Below are 15,140 nucleotides of genomic sequence, written 5' to 3' on the forward strand. Positions count from 1 at the left end.
AAAAGTACACCACGTCTCACATCTAGAAATAGTTGTCAAGCCCCAAATTTCTGTTTTGGTGATACTTACCTTCACGGTAGAACAAGACCTCGTCTAGTCCCAGAGCATCCACAGCACCAAAACGTGAAGGATCATCCACCAATGCAGCTCCATAGGCAACGACTGCGTCATTTATCGTATGCCAATCACAGCCAAGTTCCTTAGCCACACAAGAAACGCTACGACGCTGGGCTCCAACAGCATAAGTTGCCCATCTAGCCGCCCGATCACTTAGGCGAAGACGACTTGGAGCTATTTTTGGATCATCATCACTAAAAGACGGTTGGGGGCAGTGTTTGTTTGCACATCGCCATCTGTGCTTAGACCAAAAAAGAATAACCTTGCGACCAAAAGACGGTAGGTCTACAACCTCAACAACTCTGAGGCCATTATGGTGAACTTTGCCTTCACAAGTTGGACATTGCTTTTGTGAATTAGAACACTCAATGTGAACATGGAGCGGTTCACCAAGATTATCTTCAACGCCTATCAAATTAATATCAACTAAACCAACCAAGATTTTAGAAATTGCTTTATGATCTTTTTCCACAGGGGCTCTCCATTGTGAGTTTTGTCAAATCCCATTCTGGCAGAACCCCTGTACCACCTCCAAAGCGACTTTATAAAAATGGAACTTTAACCTCTAGCCACCGTTAAATCCGAAGTGCCATGAAACTGACCTTGGTCAATTCGCCGAAGCGTTAGGTTGCCAAACCATTGCGCAACCCTGATAGAAGATGAATATACGTTTCGTCGGGTTTGTCGGAGAAGTTGATATTCAAGATCTCGAGCGAAACGTAACCGTGGCACGTGGCCCACATCATCTGGGCCACGTTGGTCGCTTTATCTGATTGGAAGAGCCCCAGGACCTGGCATCGTTCGATGTGGTTGACGAGTTCTTGGAAAGCGCCGGCGGCCAAGTGGGCTGCGTCGACTGACGGTTCGAACCCGACGAAGCGGTGCATGAACATAACGGTGTAGTGCGCGCGGTGTTCGAGCGCGAAGGATCGGTAGGCCATGCCTGCGGCCATGACATCGACCTCAGCGTCACCGGTCGTCACGCCGAGTTCGGTACGCAACTGGTCAAAACCATCGGCCCAGATTGCTTCGAGGACACCGTTCTTGCCATCGAAATGGTTGTAGATCGCCATCGGCGCGACGTCGGCGCGTTCGGCGATCGCGCGAACCGTGAAGCCGTCAGGACCCAGTTCGTCGAGGATCTCGAGCGCGGCGCAAAGCACGTCGGGAGCAATCTTGTCCGACGGCGTTCGAAGATGGCGAGCGGTCACTTGACAGAGTATAGAACACTGTTCTATTGTAATAGAACAGTGTTCTATAGGGGGTCCATGCCATACCGCGTTCACGATCGACGTTGGAGGATCCTGTCAGTTCTTTGCATCGCGGTCTTTCTCGTCGTGGTGGACAACACGGTCGTGAACGTGGCGTTGCCGTCGCTTTCGAGGGATATGCGGGCCTCGGATTCGGCGCTGCAGTGGATTGGCGACGGCTATTCACTGCCGTTCGCCGGCCTCTTGCTGGCGGGTGGGGGCGTGTCGGATCGACTGGGACGCAAGCGAGTCTTGCAGTTCGCGTTGATTGCGTTTGCAGTGTTCTCACTGCTCGCCGCGTACTCGAATAGCATCGCGACATTATTGAGTGCGCGCGCCCTCATGGGGGCCTCGGCGGCGTTCATCTTTCCCGCGATACTGTCGCTGGTGACCGTGATCTTTGAAGACCCGAAGGAGCGCGCCACCGCCTTTGGAATTTGGGGCGCGGCCGCCGGTGGCGCGATCGCGGTCGGGCCGGTCGTCGGGGGAGCCTTGATCACCCACTCCTGGTTCGGTTCGATCTTCTTGTTCAATATTCCGATCGCGGTCGTAGGGGTAGTCGCGACGGTGTTCGTCGTTCCCGAATCCAAGAGCGCCGTCAGTCGTCCTCTCGACCTCGGTGGATTATTCTTTGGAACGACGGGCGTAACGTCACTGGTCCTCGCCATCATCGAGGGCCCGTCGTGGGGGTGGCGCGCGACGACGACCCTTAGCCTCTTCGTTCTTTCGGCAATCCTCCTGGTCTTGTTCACGAGGCACGAGCTGCGCCGCGAAGGGCCACTGCTCGACGTACGGATTTTTCGCAACGGTGCGTTTTCCGCCGGGGCGGGGGCGATAGCCACCATTTACTTCTGTCTCTTTGGCTTCATCTTTCTCATCACGCAGTACTTCCAACTCGTGCGCGGCTACTCCGCACTGTCAGCCGGTGTGCACACCTTGCCGTTCGCTGCGGTGACCGTGGTGGCGACGCCGCTCGGAGCGCTCGGCGCATTGCGTGTCGGCACACGTTACGTGGTTGTCGCGGGACTCGCTTTGGTGGCGCTGGCGCTCGCTTGGGTGGCGACCATCGGTACATCGGCTGCGTTCTTTGGACCGGTTATCGGTGCGATGATGGTCCTCGCCCTCGGTTTTTCACTGGTTAGCGCCCCGTCCACCGCCGTCGTGATGGGATCGTTGTCGCCCGAGCAGGTCGGTGCGGGCGCCGCGGGTAACGAGACCACACGCGAACTCGGCGGCACGTTAGGCGTCGCGGTGATTGGATCGGTATTCTCATCGCTCTTCGGTCCCCAGGTTCGTCGTGCGCTCGCCCATCTGGGGCTCAGCGCCGCGCAACTGGGCGGGGCGCAACGCTCGATGCAGGCCGCTCAGGCAACCGTCGCCCACTTACCCGCGGCCGTGCAGGTGAGCGCTCGACTCGACGTCACCAATGCGTTTATGACTGGCCTACATCGAGGATGTCTGGTGGCGGCCCTTACCGCCACAGTGGCGGCCATCGTCATTTTTCGATTCCTACCAAACGGCCGATCTCAGCTTCCCATCACTTGACCGCGGGTTACGGACGCCAGGACTCCCGGAGTCGTGATGTAGTGAGAGAACTCATGAATCTAGTGGTGTACATCGTTGAATCCACTGGTCGACTTTCTCAAGGGATCGTCCTTCTCGATGACCTGGGTACATCGCGACCTGATTCATCACGCTCGGCCAGTTGCTTGAGTGTGAAGAGTTGCTTTCGCATCATGATCAGGTCGGCCCACGCGAGTGGTGTTGCGGCGAGTCTGCGAAATACATTCGGTACCGAAAGGTCGAGACGCACGACCAGCCGACTGGAGGCACCCGCGCCCGGTTGGACTTCGTAGGTGCAGACCATTGGTCCAAAGAGTTGCCGTGGGCGGCGGAGCACCTCACCAGTGATGTGGGCATTCTGCTGGAAGGCGACGATACGAAATACCATCCAACGTTGCCCGACTTCCAGGTTCTGCGCGCCGGGGGTGAGCGTGCGAGGGCTCCTTCGCCCGAGATTGTCGATCGCGTCATAACTGTAGGGCGCAACTTTGAGTTGACACATCCAGCGGAACACCGTTGCTGGCTGTGCCGCCACATCAACGGCGCGATACAGACTGAGGACCGGTCCCGCAAGTCGACCAGCGCACGGGTAGTCCGCGCGTATTTCTTCGTTGGTCGTACCCCAGCACCAGGGCAGGCCATGAGGCCGGACGTTGCGTCGTGAGCGGCTCACTGCGGCGTCGATGTTGTCGTGTCCGAATCTCCGGGGTCTTGGATAAGAAGGCGTTCCAGCAGTTTGGCGATGCTGGTATTCGCGTCCTCGTCGCTGAGGACGGATGGTGCGCTTCGACGTAACTGGAGCCATCCGAGATACGTCGCGTACGCGACGAGCCCGCGTCCCCGGGCTGCGGCGTCGCTGAACCCCAGTTCGCTGAAACAGGCTTCGAGGTAGTTGGCTCGCTTCGTAGCCACCCGCTCAAGTACCACAGCAATCTCGGGGCGGCTGGCGTGAGCGGCGAGGGAGATCTCGACCACGTCGTGATCGCCGCTGAAGGCGTACTCGAAGAGCCGACGGAGTCTGATCCGCGGGTTCGGATCGGCCGAGAGTCGTTCTATGAGGGCGTCGGTCGAACGCGACTCCCAGCGTTGCAGGGCCACTTCCAGCAGGTCTGCTCGGTTCGTGAAGTGCCAATAGAAACTGCCGCGGGTGGTCGCCAATGCGTGGGCGATTGGCAAGACGGCGACGGCGTCGGGGCCACCTTCTTCCAATGCCCGTAGCGCCGCCTCGGCCCAGTCCTGCCTTGACAATCTCATGACCATACACTACTGTATGGTACGTTCCGTACACCAATGCACGCAACGAATGGAGAAGCACCATGCGCGTCATCGTCCACCTCAGTCCCGGCCCCAATTGGATCGTTGGCAAGAGTGTCTACGAACAAGGTGAGCCCATTGAAGCCCACCTCGCGTCGATGCGACGTCACTACGACGAGGGGAGGCTGCTGCTGGGCGGCCCCTACGAGGGTCACAATGCTGGTATCGCAGTCCTTGAGGTGAACGATATGAGACACGCGGCAATAATCATGAACGAAGACCCGGGTGTGCGAGCCGGAGTGCTCGCCTACGAACTGCGTCAGCACGTGTCCATCTTTGACGCTTTCGCGGGAACCCGAATGGACGTCAACGTCGCGGAGTTCAGTACGGCGCAGAGCCAGGCGCCGACTGCAGGAAGCGCCGACATCGACCAATGACATAAAGTCTCGCCGCCCTACACCCTGCGAAGTAAGGACTCAACCTTCACGCGCTGTGGTGGGTGGGCCGCCCGAGTCTCGATCTCGGCACGGGAGTATTTCAAGAGCGTTCAGGGACGTATCTCAGCGTCCAGATTTGTTGGCCAGACGGAGTTGAATGTCCACCAACGTCCACTGACGTCCTCTCACGTTTGGATTCGTGGCTCGACAGTTGGCTAGACCTGGGGTCGTTTCAAGGTCGAGCTACCATTCAGTTTCGAGGGGCAGACGGCGAGGTTGTCGACCTACGGCTGGGGGAGGAGTAGATAATCTCGGGTCTTGAGGCATGAATGTGGGTTCCGTGACGGAGTAATCGGACGCTTCTCCTTGCAGGACATGGGTTTTAAGGGTAGGTGAACGGCCCGGTGATCCGCACTCGTTTCGCGGGGACTCCCGCGAGGCACCGGTGAAGCCCAAAATCCTCTCGACCGCTCAAGTGAAACGCACGGGTGGTTCCTAGGTTTGGAGTTGGAATAAACAACCGAACCAAGGAGAGCACCCGTGCGCGCTACCACTGTATTCAAACTCCTCATGGACCTGCCCGGGGTCACCGTCAGCGACGTGGACTTCCAGCCGGCCAAGGTGGTTGTCACCGTGAAACTGCGAAACAAGAAACTGAGCTGTCCCCGGTGCGAGTTCACCGCCAAGGCCCGCTACGACACCCGCCCGGTGTCCTCATCGTGGCGCCACCTCGACCTCGGGCGGTGGCGCCTGGAGGTGCGAGCGGACCTGCGCCGGATCGAGTGTCCGACCCACGGTGCGCGCACCGAGGGGGTCCCCTTCGCCCGGGCTAGCTCTCACTTCACCCGGGACTTCGAGGATCTGGTCGGGTGGTTGGCGACCACCATGGACAAGACCGCGCTTCGTCGCCTGGTGCGCATCGACTGGGACACGACCGGGCGAATCATCGAGCGGGTGATGGCGACCGGGCTCGATCCCGCGCGCCTCGACAACCTCTTCGTCATCGGCGCGGACGAAGTGAGCTGGCGCAAGGGCCACTCCTATGTCACGTTGGTGTCCAACCACGACACCGGCAAGTTCGTGTGGGGCAAAGAAGGAAAGGACACCGCCACGCTGGACTGCTTCTTTAGCGAGCTGGGTGAGGAGCGCTCGGCGCAGATCACCGCGATATCGATGGACATGGGGGCCGCCTTCGAGAAGTCCGCGAGGAAGGAGGGCCACGCGACCAAGGCGGTCATCTGCTTCGATCCATTTCACGTCGTCCAAGCCGGGACCCAGGCGCTCGAGAAGGTCCGCCGAGGGGTCTGGCAGGACCTGCGCAAACTCCCCGACCAGGACACTGCTCGCCGGTTCAAGGGCGCGCGGTGGTGTCTGTTGAGGAACCCCGGTGACTTGAGCGATGACGAGTCGGCCACGCTGCGCAAGATCAAGCGACGAGGCGGCGACCTGTGGCGGGCCTACGCGCTCAAAGAAGCCCTGCGGGCGATATTCGCGGGCGACCTCAGCGAAGAGGAGGTCGGTGCCCTGCTCGACCGGTTCTGCTCGAGAGCACAGCGCAGCGGCATGAAGCCCTTCGTCACCCTGGCCCAGACCATTCGCAAACGTCGTGAGGGCATCCTGGCAGCGGTGCGACTGGGCGTGAACAATGCCCGCCACGAGGGACTAAATCGGCGCGTGCGTCTCATCATCAACCGGGCCTACGGCTTCCACTCTGCCAACGCGGCGCTCGCCCTCATCATGGTGACACTTGGACCGATCAAACACGTTCTCCCACACGAGCGAGTCCTGGTCCCGAATGCCTGAATCGACCCACATCTATGCCGGGAGGCCCATAATCTCTCAGACGATCCCAGTCGCTCCAGTTCGTAAGTGGGCGAGATAGTCAACGGAACGGCGTCCTCGCGACAAACGTTGAGATCTGATTCCATGCTTGGGGGACATCCGGCCAGATGGGCGAGGATAGCGTAGCCTTTCACACGAATGCGAAGACAAGTTTGTAGTAACTTCCTGACTATTCGCGAATTCTGCTTTGCAGTATGTTCGAGAGAGTGAGGCTGACAAGTGAGACGTAAGTCACGCATGACTCGTAGTGTTGCGTCTATCCTCGTTGTCGTATTCTGTAATGTCGCCTTGTTTCTGAATGCAACGCTTCCATCAGCAGCGACGACAATCCGTGCAGCGCACTTCAGCACTCCCAGCGCCATCGCCGTAAGTGGTACGCACGTGTGGGTGGCGAATAGCGGCAACGGCGGGGGCAACGGTTCGGTCACCGAACTCAATGCGTCCAACGGCTCGCTGATACGCGTCATTAACGCCCCGGCCGACAGATTTAACGGACCCGACGCCATTGCGGTGAGCGGTGCCGACGTGTGGGTCGCCAACAACGGTGGCGGTTATGGCAACGGTTCGGTCACCGAACTCAATGCGTCAAACGGTTCGTTAGTACGGAGTATTACCGCTCGGCGCTACGGTTTCAGCACTCCCGACGCCATTGCGGTGAGTGGTGCCGACGTGTGGGTGGCGAACAACGGCGGTTTTGGCAACGGTTCGGTCACCGAACTCAATGTGTCCAACGGCTCGCTGGTACGCGTCATCGACGCCGCGGCTGATGGATTCACTGCAACCAACGGCATTGTCGTGAGCGGTCCCCACGTGTGGGTCCTCAACAACGGAGGAAGTACCGATCAAACCTCGGTCACCGAACTCAATGCGTCCAACGGCTCGCTGGTACGCGTCATCGACGCCTCGGTTGATGAATTCACTGCACCCAGCGCCATTGTCGTGAACGGTCCCCACGTGTGGGTGGCCAACAGCGCGGGCGCAAATGGCGGTCCTAACGGCAAAAGCAGGAATGCCTCGGTCACCCAACTCAACGCGTCAAACGGCTCGTTGGTTCGCGTTATCAGATGACGACGTCTAAAAGCCTCAACTCGCAAGCGCCTTATCAAGCGTTTGGGCTCCCTGAATCCAATCCTGGTGCACCTGAGCCTGGCGGCTCCGACTATGAAAAGGCCGTGGGGTGAGGGTGTGGCAAAGGGTGTTTTCTGTGGCGGCACGGGACGTTGGTTCGATAGACGTACGAAGTGGGGCAAACTTACTCACGGAGGGCCCTTAAATGACAAGGGAATTCGTAAGTTACGAAAGCCGAAGAAGCGAAAGTCTCGCTAGGCGGTTTAACGGCCCACCTTCGCACCCTTCGCCTTCTTAAAGGAGTGGGGAAAGACCCTTCTGGCCTCCGACCTAAGTGACTCAAAGACATGTCCAACGGAGGTACCAAGTGATAAGAACAGAAAACAGTCGAGAAGATGCGAAGGGGCCCACATGACACCGTGTCCTGTTTGTCAAAGTGAGAATCCGGAAGGCTCCGCATTTTGCAGCAAGTGTGGGTCCAAAATGGCTCGTGTTCGGGAGCATCCGGTACTAATCGGTCAAAGTACAGAGTCGACCAAACCAATCAAACCCGCATTCCAGGGAGCGATCACCGTATCCGCCGTCATGAAAATATTTGCTATTGCCTGGATTATTCTTGGTATTTACAGTGTGTCCAAAACTCATCAATCATTAGTTGATAACGGAGCATCGTCGGGAACCATATCTAATGCGGTTCTAATTGAAATTGCGATTACTGCGCTCGGTGCCGCTTCATTCGGATTCTTCGCTTGTGTGTTGGATCTCCTGATGGCGATTGAATCAAATACGTCTACCGACGGGGCTCGTAGACGGACGCTATGAATTGCGCGAAATGTGGCAACACCCTGAGGGACGGAGACGTCTTTTGCAACAGATGCGGCTCAAGGGCAGAGGTGCTCGCTGCCGACGTAACGTCAACTCCAAATGAAGTGACGGCGACTACATCTGAAACAGAGGTGGCAAGACCAAACGTCGATGTGCGGGCGACCGGCGGCGGACTTGGTGAGAATGCTGTTTCCCGGGAAGCGCACAAAGGAAAAAACTTAAAGCGACGACTTCTTGTCTTAGGTAGTGCACTACTAATCGCTCTCACTGTCGTCGTCGGAGTACTGGTCGGTGAACGTGGTATGGCACATACCAACGCTCAAGGATCATCGACACCGACGGCGTCATTAGCACCCACGAGTCATCAATCAAATCTCGTATCTGTGAACCTTCCGCTCCTAGTGTGCAGGACAACCAATGGAGTTTCGTCGGCGAAACCCGCGAATCTTCCTTCAACCGTCGACGTAATGCTCCCATCGGGTTTCTCGGGCCGACTCGACGTCTATTCCGACAATCAGGGAATCATGGAGTTGCCTACCCCCAAAGGGTGGGGGTGTATTGCTTCAATTGGTGCTGACGGTTCGGGGACGTTAGAGATTGCACCGCCGAATCAACCGAAGGTCTATACGGGTGCGTTAGCAGCAAGTTCCACTGTGCAAGAAATCAGCGCTTCGGAAACAAGTGCTTGCGTCGGTTGCACTCTGGGGCAGGCGTGCCCTCTGTTCGAGACCGCTGCCGTCGCGTACCAAGCGGACTTCGGACAGAGTTGTCCCACTGCTGCACCTAGGGAGGAGGGGATGACGTCTGTCGGGAGCAACGTCGTGGAATTCACTGATCCGCCTGGCATTTCTGGGGATGGCAGTCCGTCGGGTGGTGTCAATTCTGCGATAGGCGCGATGACTTACAACCCCAATACCAATGATGGAAGTTGGGCGGAAACATGTGTTCTTCCCGCGAGCCAGCACGCCATCTGCTTTGCGATCGTGAGCAACTTCGTAGCGTCGTATGGTTCGAAGTAGTTTTTGTTTCATCTCATGGTTTCTGTCAGACCGTCCGGTAAGAATGGAGAACTCTAGGGAGCGCCCACGAGAGTCGCGCAGGCTCAAACCAACCTGGACTGGATTCACGATGGGTACGGACGCTTTGCCCGTCCCTATCACCTATCCCGTGGGGTTGTGGTGGGGCCAGGTACTCAGGTCGAAGTTCGCTGTCGTTAGTCCGGACGTCGGCGCTGCGCCGTCGATCGGCACCGTCGGGGATTCGTTTGACAATGCAATGGCGGAATCGGCGATGGGCATCTTCAAGACCGAACTACACCGCAACCCCGCCGTCCTCGCCGACAATGGCGGACACTGGAAGGGACTTGACGACCTCGAAATCGCTACGTGTGCGTGGGTGCCCTGGTTCAACGAGGAGCGACTGCTCGGTGAACTCGACTACAGAACACCGAGCGAGGTCGAAGACGACTATCGTGTCAATTCTCAGACCAAGGTGGCATGAGAGATCCAAGCAGAACGGTCTCCACTAAACCGATTCACTTTACATGCTTGCAACGGCGAATCACCTTCGCTGAGTCAAGCCGGTTCTTCCTTTCATTCTCGGCAGAGCGTCTTGAATCGATTCACTGTACGATCACGCGGATGGTCATCTGATTGACTGGCAAGTGAAACTTCAGCGGTCGGCCCAAGAAAGTAGAGGGAGTTGAGATGAAAGATCTCGTGTTTCGTCCCTGTGCAAATTGCGGAGTCTTCATGTTCGCAAGCAAGAAGCAGATTCTCTGCGGCGATCTTTGCAAGCAGGTCTCTAAGGCGATTAGGTACATCAAAAAGTGCAGCAACGACGGCAGACTGATGTCCTTCGATGTTCAGTGGGCGATTGATACAAGGTTGGCTCACATAATTGCTGGCGGATATGCCGAGACCGCGAGACGCTTGACTCCAGAACAGCGAGACGAGGTGTGGAAGCGGTTCGGTGGAATGTGCGCGGAGTGCGGTAAGCCCGGCGATGAGATTGACCACATCAATGGGTCGTCGTCTAATCCGAAAAACTTGCAATTACTGTGCAGAAAGTGTCACCAAGGAAAAACGGAGTCATAATTTGTGCCTGCCCCTGAGGAGTTGATCGAGAACGTTCGTCGACCCATTTTCCGACGCATAGAACTTGTCCCTCCTCAACAGCCGTGTGACAGCATCGACTGGGACTTTCGGTTCTGGGCCGTCAATCCCATGCCAACGGATGAGGATGCGCTAAATGCCTGGAAGACTGTCGTCGTAGATGCGTTCGACAAGCCGAATCAGCGAGGAACATTGTATGAAGCTGCACGTGGTTTTCCACCCGAGTTGAAGGCATGGTCCTGGTACGACGCGGCTGCGGCGGACGCAGAATCGATGAGGGCCCGCGACAGGAATTCGGCGATAAATCACGGTTGTCGTGCGGATCAGTTGTACGCGAGAGGCGGTGATGTGGAGAGGATTGAAGCGATGTTTGAGGAGGCAATCTCGCTTGATCCTACGTACGCGCTCAACTATGTCCGTTACGCGCGGTTCGTCGCACATAAGCTGAAAGACCTTGATCGCGCTGAAGAATTGTTCGAGCGAGCCATCGATGCTGACCCGAAGTCCGCAGATGCACTCGGCGAGTACGCAAACTTTCTCGAGGAAGACCGTGAGGATCTTGAGAAGGCAGCCATGATGCGTGAACGGGCTCTGACCGCGGACAGAAAACGGCGATCACATCACTGAGAACATCTGTCCGATTTAGCGAGAGAGAACTGGCACCTGAGTACCTGGCCCGTGGGGTTGTGGTGCGGCTAAAGGGATTCGAACACTGAAAGCGACTTGGGATATTTCGGACCTCAAGTGTGACTCGATGTAGGAAGGTCGAGCTAGTGGTCGAGCCCAAACTCCAGGGTCGGTGGATCCAAAGATTCGTTGCCGGACAGCACGTAAGTGGACTTCTCCGATATATCCTCGATCACACTGAGTGTTCGGGCCCTCTGGGCGGCGTCCAGTACACGACTGCGCTGGGCTTCTTGTTCGTGACTGCCGATTGCAACGTGGAGGAGGGCATCAGGATTGTTAATCCTCCAGCGGTCGAAGTAGGCCGCGCCAGCCGCAACTTTTCGTGCCCACCGGCCATACTGTTCGCCCGTCGGGGGAGCATCGCCGAAGTCCTGGACCCAGGCGTCACCGCGGTCAATGGCGATGGTTGCGAGTTCGCGTGCGCGCCGCTCGATTGCGTCGGCGCGATCATCCAGTGCGAGTAGGACGTCGGGGTCGGTGATCCCGGTTGGTCGGGGGAAGAGACCGGCCACGAGTTCAGTTGCCGGTGGGCTGGGGTAGCCCACCTCGGTCACGTAGCGATCGATGCGGTGGTGCAGGACACTGGCAATGTCGTCGGCGTCGCCGAACGAACGGCCACTTACCAGCATTGGTAGTTCGGTATCAACGTCGAAGCCCCGACTTTCGGCGTCTCGTAGTTGCGCGAGTAGTGCTGCATACGCGGGAGACGCCTTGGCTTGGGAGAGTTCAGTGTCGCTGAGTCCCGACCGGCTCAGTACCTCATCCCAGCGCGGACCTTCAGCTATCGAGACAATGGTGTCGTACTCGGCGACGAGTGCGGCGATGGACTGAGTCTGGGACTGACGGATCATGTCGGTAGCGGACACGTCTGCTCCTTCGTGATGCAGTACGCCGGCAAGTACTTCGAGAGCGCTCGGCACTTCGGTTAGCCCATCATGACCGGTATTGGGATCAGGATCGTAGTGCGTGTCCACGTAGAGATGGTTGGACTCTGATCCTCGCGTCAGGGCCACGTACAGCACCTCACGGATGGTGGTGGGACTTACGAATGCGTGGGTGGTGTCCACGGTGCGACCCTGCGCGCGGTGCACGGTCGTGGCGTAAGCCAGTTCGACGTTCTGAGCGACGTAAGTGGTCGGGAGGATGACCGAGCCTTCTCCATCCACTCGAGTGACGGTCATTGAGCCGTCTTCGTGCGTCGCGGAGACGGTCCACACGTCGCCGTTCTTGACCCACCCGGTGTCCGTCTTCAGTCGTCGATTGTTCTCGCGCGTCACTACGAGATCGTTGACGCCGGCCGTCATGGCCCCCGCGACGTCGACTCCATCGTCGACGACCGCGCCACTGGCGACCCGCTCGGCCCGAGCGCGGGCGTTGAGTTCATTCACGGTGGTGGTGGTGGTGGTGTCGCTCGCGAGCATCAACGAGTGCAGGCCTCGTTCACCGTCAGCCTGCCACGCGTCGTAGAGGGCGTCGAGCATGTCGTCTCGAGTTCCGTCAGCGATCCGCTCGTGGGTCGCGTACGCGCCAAGGGACGAACTCGTTCCGTTACGGACGGCGAGACTGGCTTCTTTCTCCCACGCGGCGCTGAAACGCCGAACGTCCGCCAAAGTGGGTGCTTTGTTACCGCGGTCGCGTACCAGGGTGCGAAACATTCCTCCAGCGTCGACGCTGGAGAGTTGCGCCCCGTCACCGACGAGGACCACCTTGGCTCGCGCATCGAGTGCGGCGGACGTGAGTTCATCGAGTGCGAACGTGGAGGCGAGACTAGCCTCGTCCACGACAATGAGTTGACCCGCGCGAAGGGTCCAGCGCGCGAGCACCTCTTCGCGGCTGGCGATGCTCGCGAGTAATCGGGGATTCGGCACTCCACCGGTCCGTTCAATGAGTCCTACCTTCTCATGCAACTCACCCAGTTCGCGAGTGCGCTGGCCATGTTGGCGGTGCTCATAGAGCCACTTGGCGAGATTGTCGGTATCGATGCCCATGTCCTCACCCAGGACCTCAGCCGCGGCAGCCGAGGGCGCGAGACCGGTGACCGAACCGGTGCCGTGCTCCGATTCCCAGGCTGCACGCAGCCCGGCCATGGCCGTGGACTTGCCGGTGCCGGCGGGCCCGACGAGAAGATCGAGGGCATAACCCGAGGTGGTGATCTGCTCGACGGCGAGAGCCTGATCGGTAGAGAGCGCAAAAGTTTTGCCGGGTAAAGGTTGCTTGGTGATGTTGGCTACCGTGGCGCTGCTAACGACTGCGGCGTCAGTGCGCTGGCCCGCGTCGAGCAGCCGCGCTTCGGCATCGAGCAGTGTCGTGGTGGTGTAGATCCAGTGGCCGGTGGCTCGGAACTTCGACGTGCCGTCACTTCGAAGCAGAAAGCGTGGCGTGTGGTGCAGGTCGGGTGTGGTGATGAGGAGTGCCTGGGAAACGGCGAGGTCGGTCGCCCGAGTCGCCGTGAGAATGCGCTCGGCGGGCGTGGCGAAGCGGACTCCCTGCATCTGGCGAAAGACTTCCGCCTGGACGTTGGCGCGAGAGAACGTCGGGCGCTTCGAACTCACGATCTCTAGAGATGTAGTGGCGATATCCAACAGGATCTCGTCCTCGAACTGTGCGCTCGTGAAGGCGGGCACGTCGCGGCCACTGAGCTCATGCACCCAGGCTGTGGGCTCGTTGTCGAGGTACGGCGTGGCGCGCGCGGTCCACTCGTTCGTTAGATCTCCGAGCCCGACACCCTTCTTCGCACGGCGGGTGGAGAGAGTTGCCGTCTGGCGTAGTTTGAGCACTTCGACGTCGGTGGGGGCGCGGTGGTGATCCTCCTCGAACTGGGTGATCAGCCGATCCTTGGCGTCGAGAATTGCGGTCGTGCGGGTGGAGAACTCCTCCATGAGACGCTCCGACACGCCGGCAACTTCCCACTTCGGAGCGGGGCTAGAACGCCGAGCGTGCGGCTCCCAGCCCCAGCCGAGTTCGGCGGTGAGCAGGTCCGAAAGGACGCCCTGGTGCATCTCAGAGAGCATCACCGTGGAGGCGGAAAGACCTCGACTATCAAGGGTGCGCCAGGCACCGTCATCCTTGGCTTGGACCCGGTTGAGCACGACAACGTGGTCGTGGAGTTGGGGATCGCCATCACGGGAATCGAAGTGCGTGAAACTCGCCGCAATAACTCCGACGATGTCCTCTTCGACGCAGCCATTCTTGCCCGAACGGGTGTGAAAGACCTCGCGCTCGGCGTAGGCGAGAACCTCGGCGATGGCTTCCTGGTGGCATCGATAGATCACCTCGCGGGTCTCCCGGTCAGCCAAAGCCCACGCCACAGACACGCTCTTGGAGGGGCTGAACGTCAGGTCGAAACCACCGACGCCCTTCGTTCTCGGAGCGTTGCCGAGCACCTCGCCGGTGATGGGATCAGCGCAGTCCTGGAGCATCCGTTGGAGGTTCTCCGCCGTCACGAATTGACCGACTTCCACACCTACGGCGTTGTTTAGGCCAGCCAATCCGGCGCCTAGAAAGACGCCCGGGGGAGTGCCGGTTTCGCTGTAGTAGCGAACGAGATCGGACTTGCTCGCCCCCTCGGGACCGTCGCCCACGGAGATGGATTTGAGAAGATATTTGAAGCCCGCGCCAATCGAGAGCCGCCGAATGGTCATCACGAAGAGTCCTCCTAGAACGGAGGCGACTCTGGATTACTGCACTTAGTTTACCCGCCCTTGGGGGCTAGATGCCAGACGTGTGCCTAATTCTCCGGACCGGACCACTGGCACACCTCACTCCACTGGCACACCTCACTCCACTGGCACACCTCACTCCACTGGCACACCTCACTCCACTGGCACACCTCACTCCACTGGCACACCTCACTCCACTGGCACACCTCACTCCACTGGCACACCTCACTCCACTGGCACACCTCACTCCACTGGCACACCTCACTCCACTGGCACACCTCACTCCACTGGCACACCTCACTCCACTGGCACACCTCACTCCAC

Annotated in this window: 16 protein-coding genes and 1 pseudogene; 12 read left to right on the forward strand and 5 right to left on the reverse strand. The window is 58.8% G+C overall.

The window, feature by feature from the left end; genetic code table 11:
* Positions 1–22: 22 nt before the first annotated feature.
* Together AXFE_RS08080 and AXFE_RS08085 are read right to left on the reverse strand one after the other, a co-directional pair.
* Entirely contained in the window at positions 23–589 is a 567-nt protein-coding gene (locus tag AXFE_RS08080) for a transposase family protein (protein WP_052605377.1), read from the reverse strand.
* 151 nt (positions 590–740) lie between these two features.
* The gene (locus tag AXFE_RS08085; RefSeq protein WP_052605378.1) at positions 741–1,328 is read right to left on the reverse strand and encodes a TetR/AcrR family transcriptional regulator; all 588 of its coding nucleotides are present in this window, start codon (positions 1,326–1,328) and stop codon (positions 741–743) included.
* A 57-nt stretch (positions 1,329–1,385) separates the two neighbouring features.
* Here AXFE_RS08085 and AXFE_RS08090 point away from each other — a divergent pair, with 57 nt between their 5' ends.
* The gene (locus tag AXFE_RS08090; protein WP_052605379.1) at positions 1,386–2,912 is read left to right on the forward strand and encodes an MFS transporter; all 1,527 of its coding nucleotides are present in this window, start codon (positions 1,386–1,388) and stop codon (positions 2,910–2,912) included.
* 97 nt (positions 2,913–3,009) lie between these two features.
* Here AXFE_RS08090 and AXFE_RS20410 read toward each other — a convergent pair whose 3' ends face one another.
* Positions 3,010–3,318 (reverse strand): hypothetical protein, encoded by a 309-nt coding sequence (locus AXFE_RS20410; protein ID WP_200891224.1) that lies wholly within the window; start codon positions 3,316–3,318, stop codon positions 3,010–3,012.
* 281 nt (positions 3,319–3,599) lie between these two features.
* Positions 3,600–4,184 (reverse strand): TetR/AcrR family transcriptional regulator, encoded by a 585-nt coding sequence (locus AXFE_RS08100; protein ID WP_407071675.1) that lies wholly within the window; start codon positions 4,182–4,184, stop codon positions 3,600–3,602.
* A gap of 62 nt (positions 4,185–4,246) precedes the next feature.
* On the opposite strand from AXFE_RS08100, the gene AXFE_RS08105 reads away from it, so the two are divergent.
* The 10 genes and pseudogenes from AXFE_RS08105 (at position 4,247) to AXFE_RS08140 (ending at position 11,097) form a co-directional block, all read left to right on the forward strand.
* Positions 4,247–4,621: a YciI family protein gene (locus tag AXFE_RS08105; protein ID WP_052605381.1), complete on the forward strand. Its 375-nt coding sequence runs from the start codon at positions 4,247–4,249 to the stop codon at positions 4,619–4,621.
* 540 nt (positions 4,622–5,161) lie between these two features.
* The gene (locus AXFE_RS08110) at positions 5,162–6,424 is read left to right on the forward strand and encodes an ISL3 family transposase (RefSeq protein WP_052605382.1); all 1,263 of its coding nucleotides are present in this window, start codon (positions 5,162–5,164) and stop codon (positions 6,422–6,424) included.
* A 276-nt stretch (positions 6,425–6,700) separates the two neighbouring features.
* A complete protein-coding gene (locus AXFE_RS08115) occupies positions 6,701–7,531 on the forward strand; it encodes a hypothetical protein (protein ID WP_152625951.1) in 831 nt (276 codons plus the stop codon).
* Between the two features lie 117 nt (positions 7,532–7,648).
* Positions 7,649–7,789, forward strand: a complete 141-nt coding sequence (locus AXFE_RS19950) for a hypothetical protein (RefSeq protein ID WP_160291780.1) — start codon at positions 7,649–7,651, stop codon at positions 7,787–7,789.
* A gap of 153 nt (positions 7,790–7,942) precedes the next feature.
* Positions 7,943–8,011 (forward strand): annotated as a pseudogene (locus AXFE_RS21400) (zinc-ribbon domain-containing protein); the annotation flags it as partial.
* Between the two features lie 3 nt (positions 8,012–8,014).
* A complete protein-coding gene (locus tag AXFE_RS08120) occupies positions 8,015–8,353 on the forward strand; it encodes a hypothetical protein (RefSeq protein ID WP_052605384.1) in 339 nt (112 codons plus the stop codon).
* On the forward strand, positions 8,350–9,375 hold the full coding sequence (locus AXFE_RS08125) for a hypothetical protein (RefSeq protein WP_152625952.1): 1,026 nt from the start codon (positions 8,350–8,352) through the stop codon (positions 9,373–9,375). The genes AXFE_RS08120 and AXFE_RS08125 overlap by 4 nt, the downstream gene beginning before the upstream one ends.
* Positions 9,362–9,856, forward strand: coding sequence for an integrase core domain-containing protein (locus AXFE_RS08130; RefSeq protein ID WP_082058579.1), 495 nt, complete (start codon positions 9,362–9,364; stop codon positions 9,854–9,856). Before AXFE_RS08125 ends, AXFE_RS08130 begins: the two co-directional genes overlap by 14 nt.
* 206 nt (positions 9,857–10,062) lie before the next feature.
* Complete coding sequence (locus tag AXFE_RS18415) at positions 10,063–10,452, forward strand: HNH endonuclease (protein ID WP_082058580.1); 390 nt, start codon at positions 10,063–10,065, stop codon at positions 10,450–10,452.
* Between the two features lie 21 nt (positions 10,453–10,473).
* A complete protein-coding gene (locus AXFE_RS08140) occupies positions 10,474–11,097 on the forward strand; it encodes a tetratricopeptide repeat protein (protein WP_152625953.1) in 624 nt (207 codons plus the stop codon).
* Between the two features lie 143 nt (positions 11,098–11,240).
* Here the strand turns inward: AXFE_RS08140 and mobF are convergent, their stop codons facing one another.
* Positions 11,241–14,798 (reverse strand): MobF family relaxase, encoded by a 3,558-nt coding sequence (gene mobF / locus AXFE_RS08145; RefSeq protein WP_052605389.1) that lies wholly within the window; start codon positions 14,796–14,798, stop codon positions 11,241–11,243.
* A 71-nt stretch (positions 14,799–14,869) separates the two neighbouring features.
* Here mobF and AXFE_RS19195 point away from each other — a divergent pair.
* The coding region (locus AXFE_RS19195) for a hypothetical protein (protein ID WP_200891226.1) at positions 14,870–15,140 on the forward strand (271 nt) is incomplete at its 3' end.

The sequence above is a fragment of the Acidithrix ferrooxidans genome (genome assembly GCF_000949295.1).
GTDB lineage: Bacteria > Actinomycetota > Acidimicrobiia > Acidimicrobiales > Acidimicrobiaceae > Acidithrix > Acidithrix ferrooxidans.

Bases quoted from the DNA above. Each gene is read 5' to 3' on its own strand.
- AXFE_RS08115 (WP_152625951.1), top strand. From the start codon at position 6,701: ATGACTCGTAGTGTTGCGTCTATCCTCGTTGTCGTATTCTGTAATGTC.
- AXFE_RS08100 (WP_407071675.1), bottom strand. From the start codon at position 4,184: ATGAGATTGTCAAGGCAGGACTGGGCCGAGGCGGCGCTACGGGCATTG.
- AXFE_RS08125 (WP_152625952.1), top strand. From the start codon at position 8,350: ATGAATTGCGCGAAATGTGGCAACACCCTGAGGGACGGAGACGTCTTT.
- AXFE_RS18415 (WP_082058580.1), top strand. From the start codon at position 10,063: ATGAAAGATCTCGTGTTTCGTCCCTGTGCAAATTGCGGAGTCTTCATG.
- mobF (WP_052605389.1), bottom strand. From the start codon at position 14,798: ATGACCATTCGGCGGCTCTCGATTGGCGCGGGCTTCAAATATCTTCTC.
- AXFE_RS08105 (WP_052605381.1), top strand. From the start codon at position 4,247: ATGCGCGTCATCGTCCACCTCAGTCCCGGCCCCAATTGGATCGTTGGC.
- AXFE_RS20410 (WP_200891224.1), bottom strand. From the start codon at position 3,318: ATGGTATTTCGTATCGTCGCCTTCCAGCAGAATGCCCACATCACTGGT.
- AXFE_RS08130 (WP_082058579.1), top strand. From the start codon at position 9,362: ATGGTTCGAAGTAGTTTTTGTTTCATCTCATGGTTTCTGTCAGACCGT.
- AXFE_RS08120 (WP_052605384.1), top strand. From the start codon at position 8,015: ATGGCTCGTGTTCGGGAGCATCCGGTACTAATCGGTCAAAGTACAGAG.
- AXFE_RS08090 (WP_052605379.1), top strand. From the start codon at position 1,386: ATGCCATACCGCGTTCACGATCGACGTTGGAGGATCCTGTCAGTTCTT.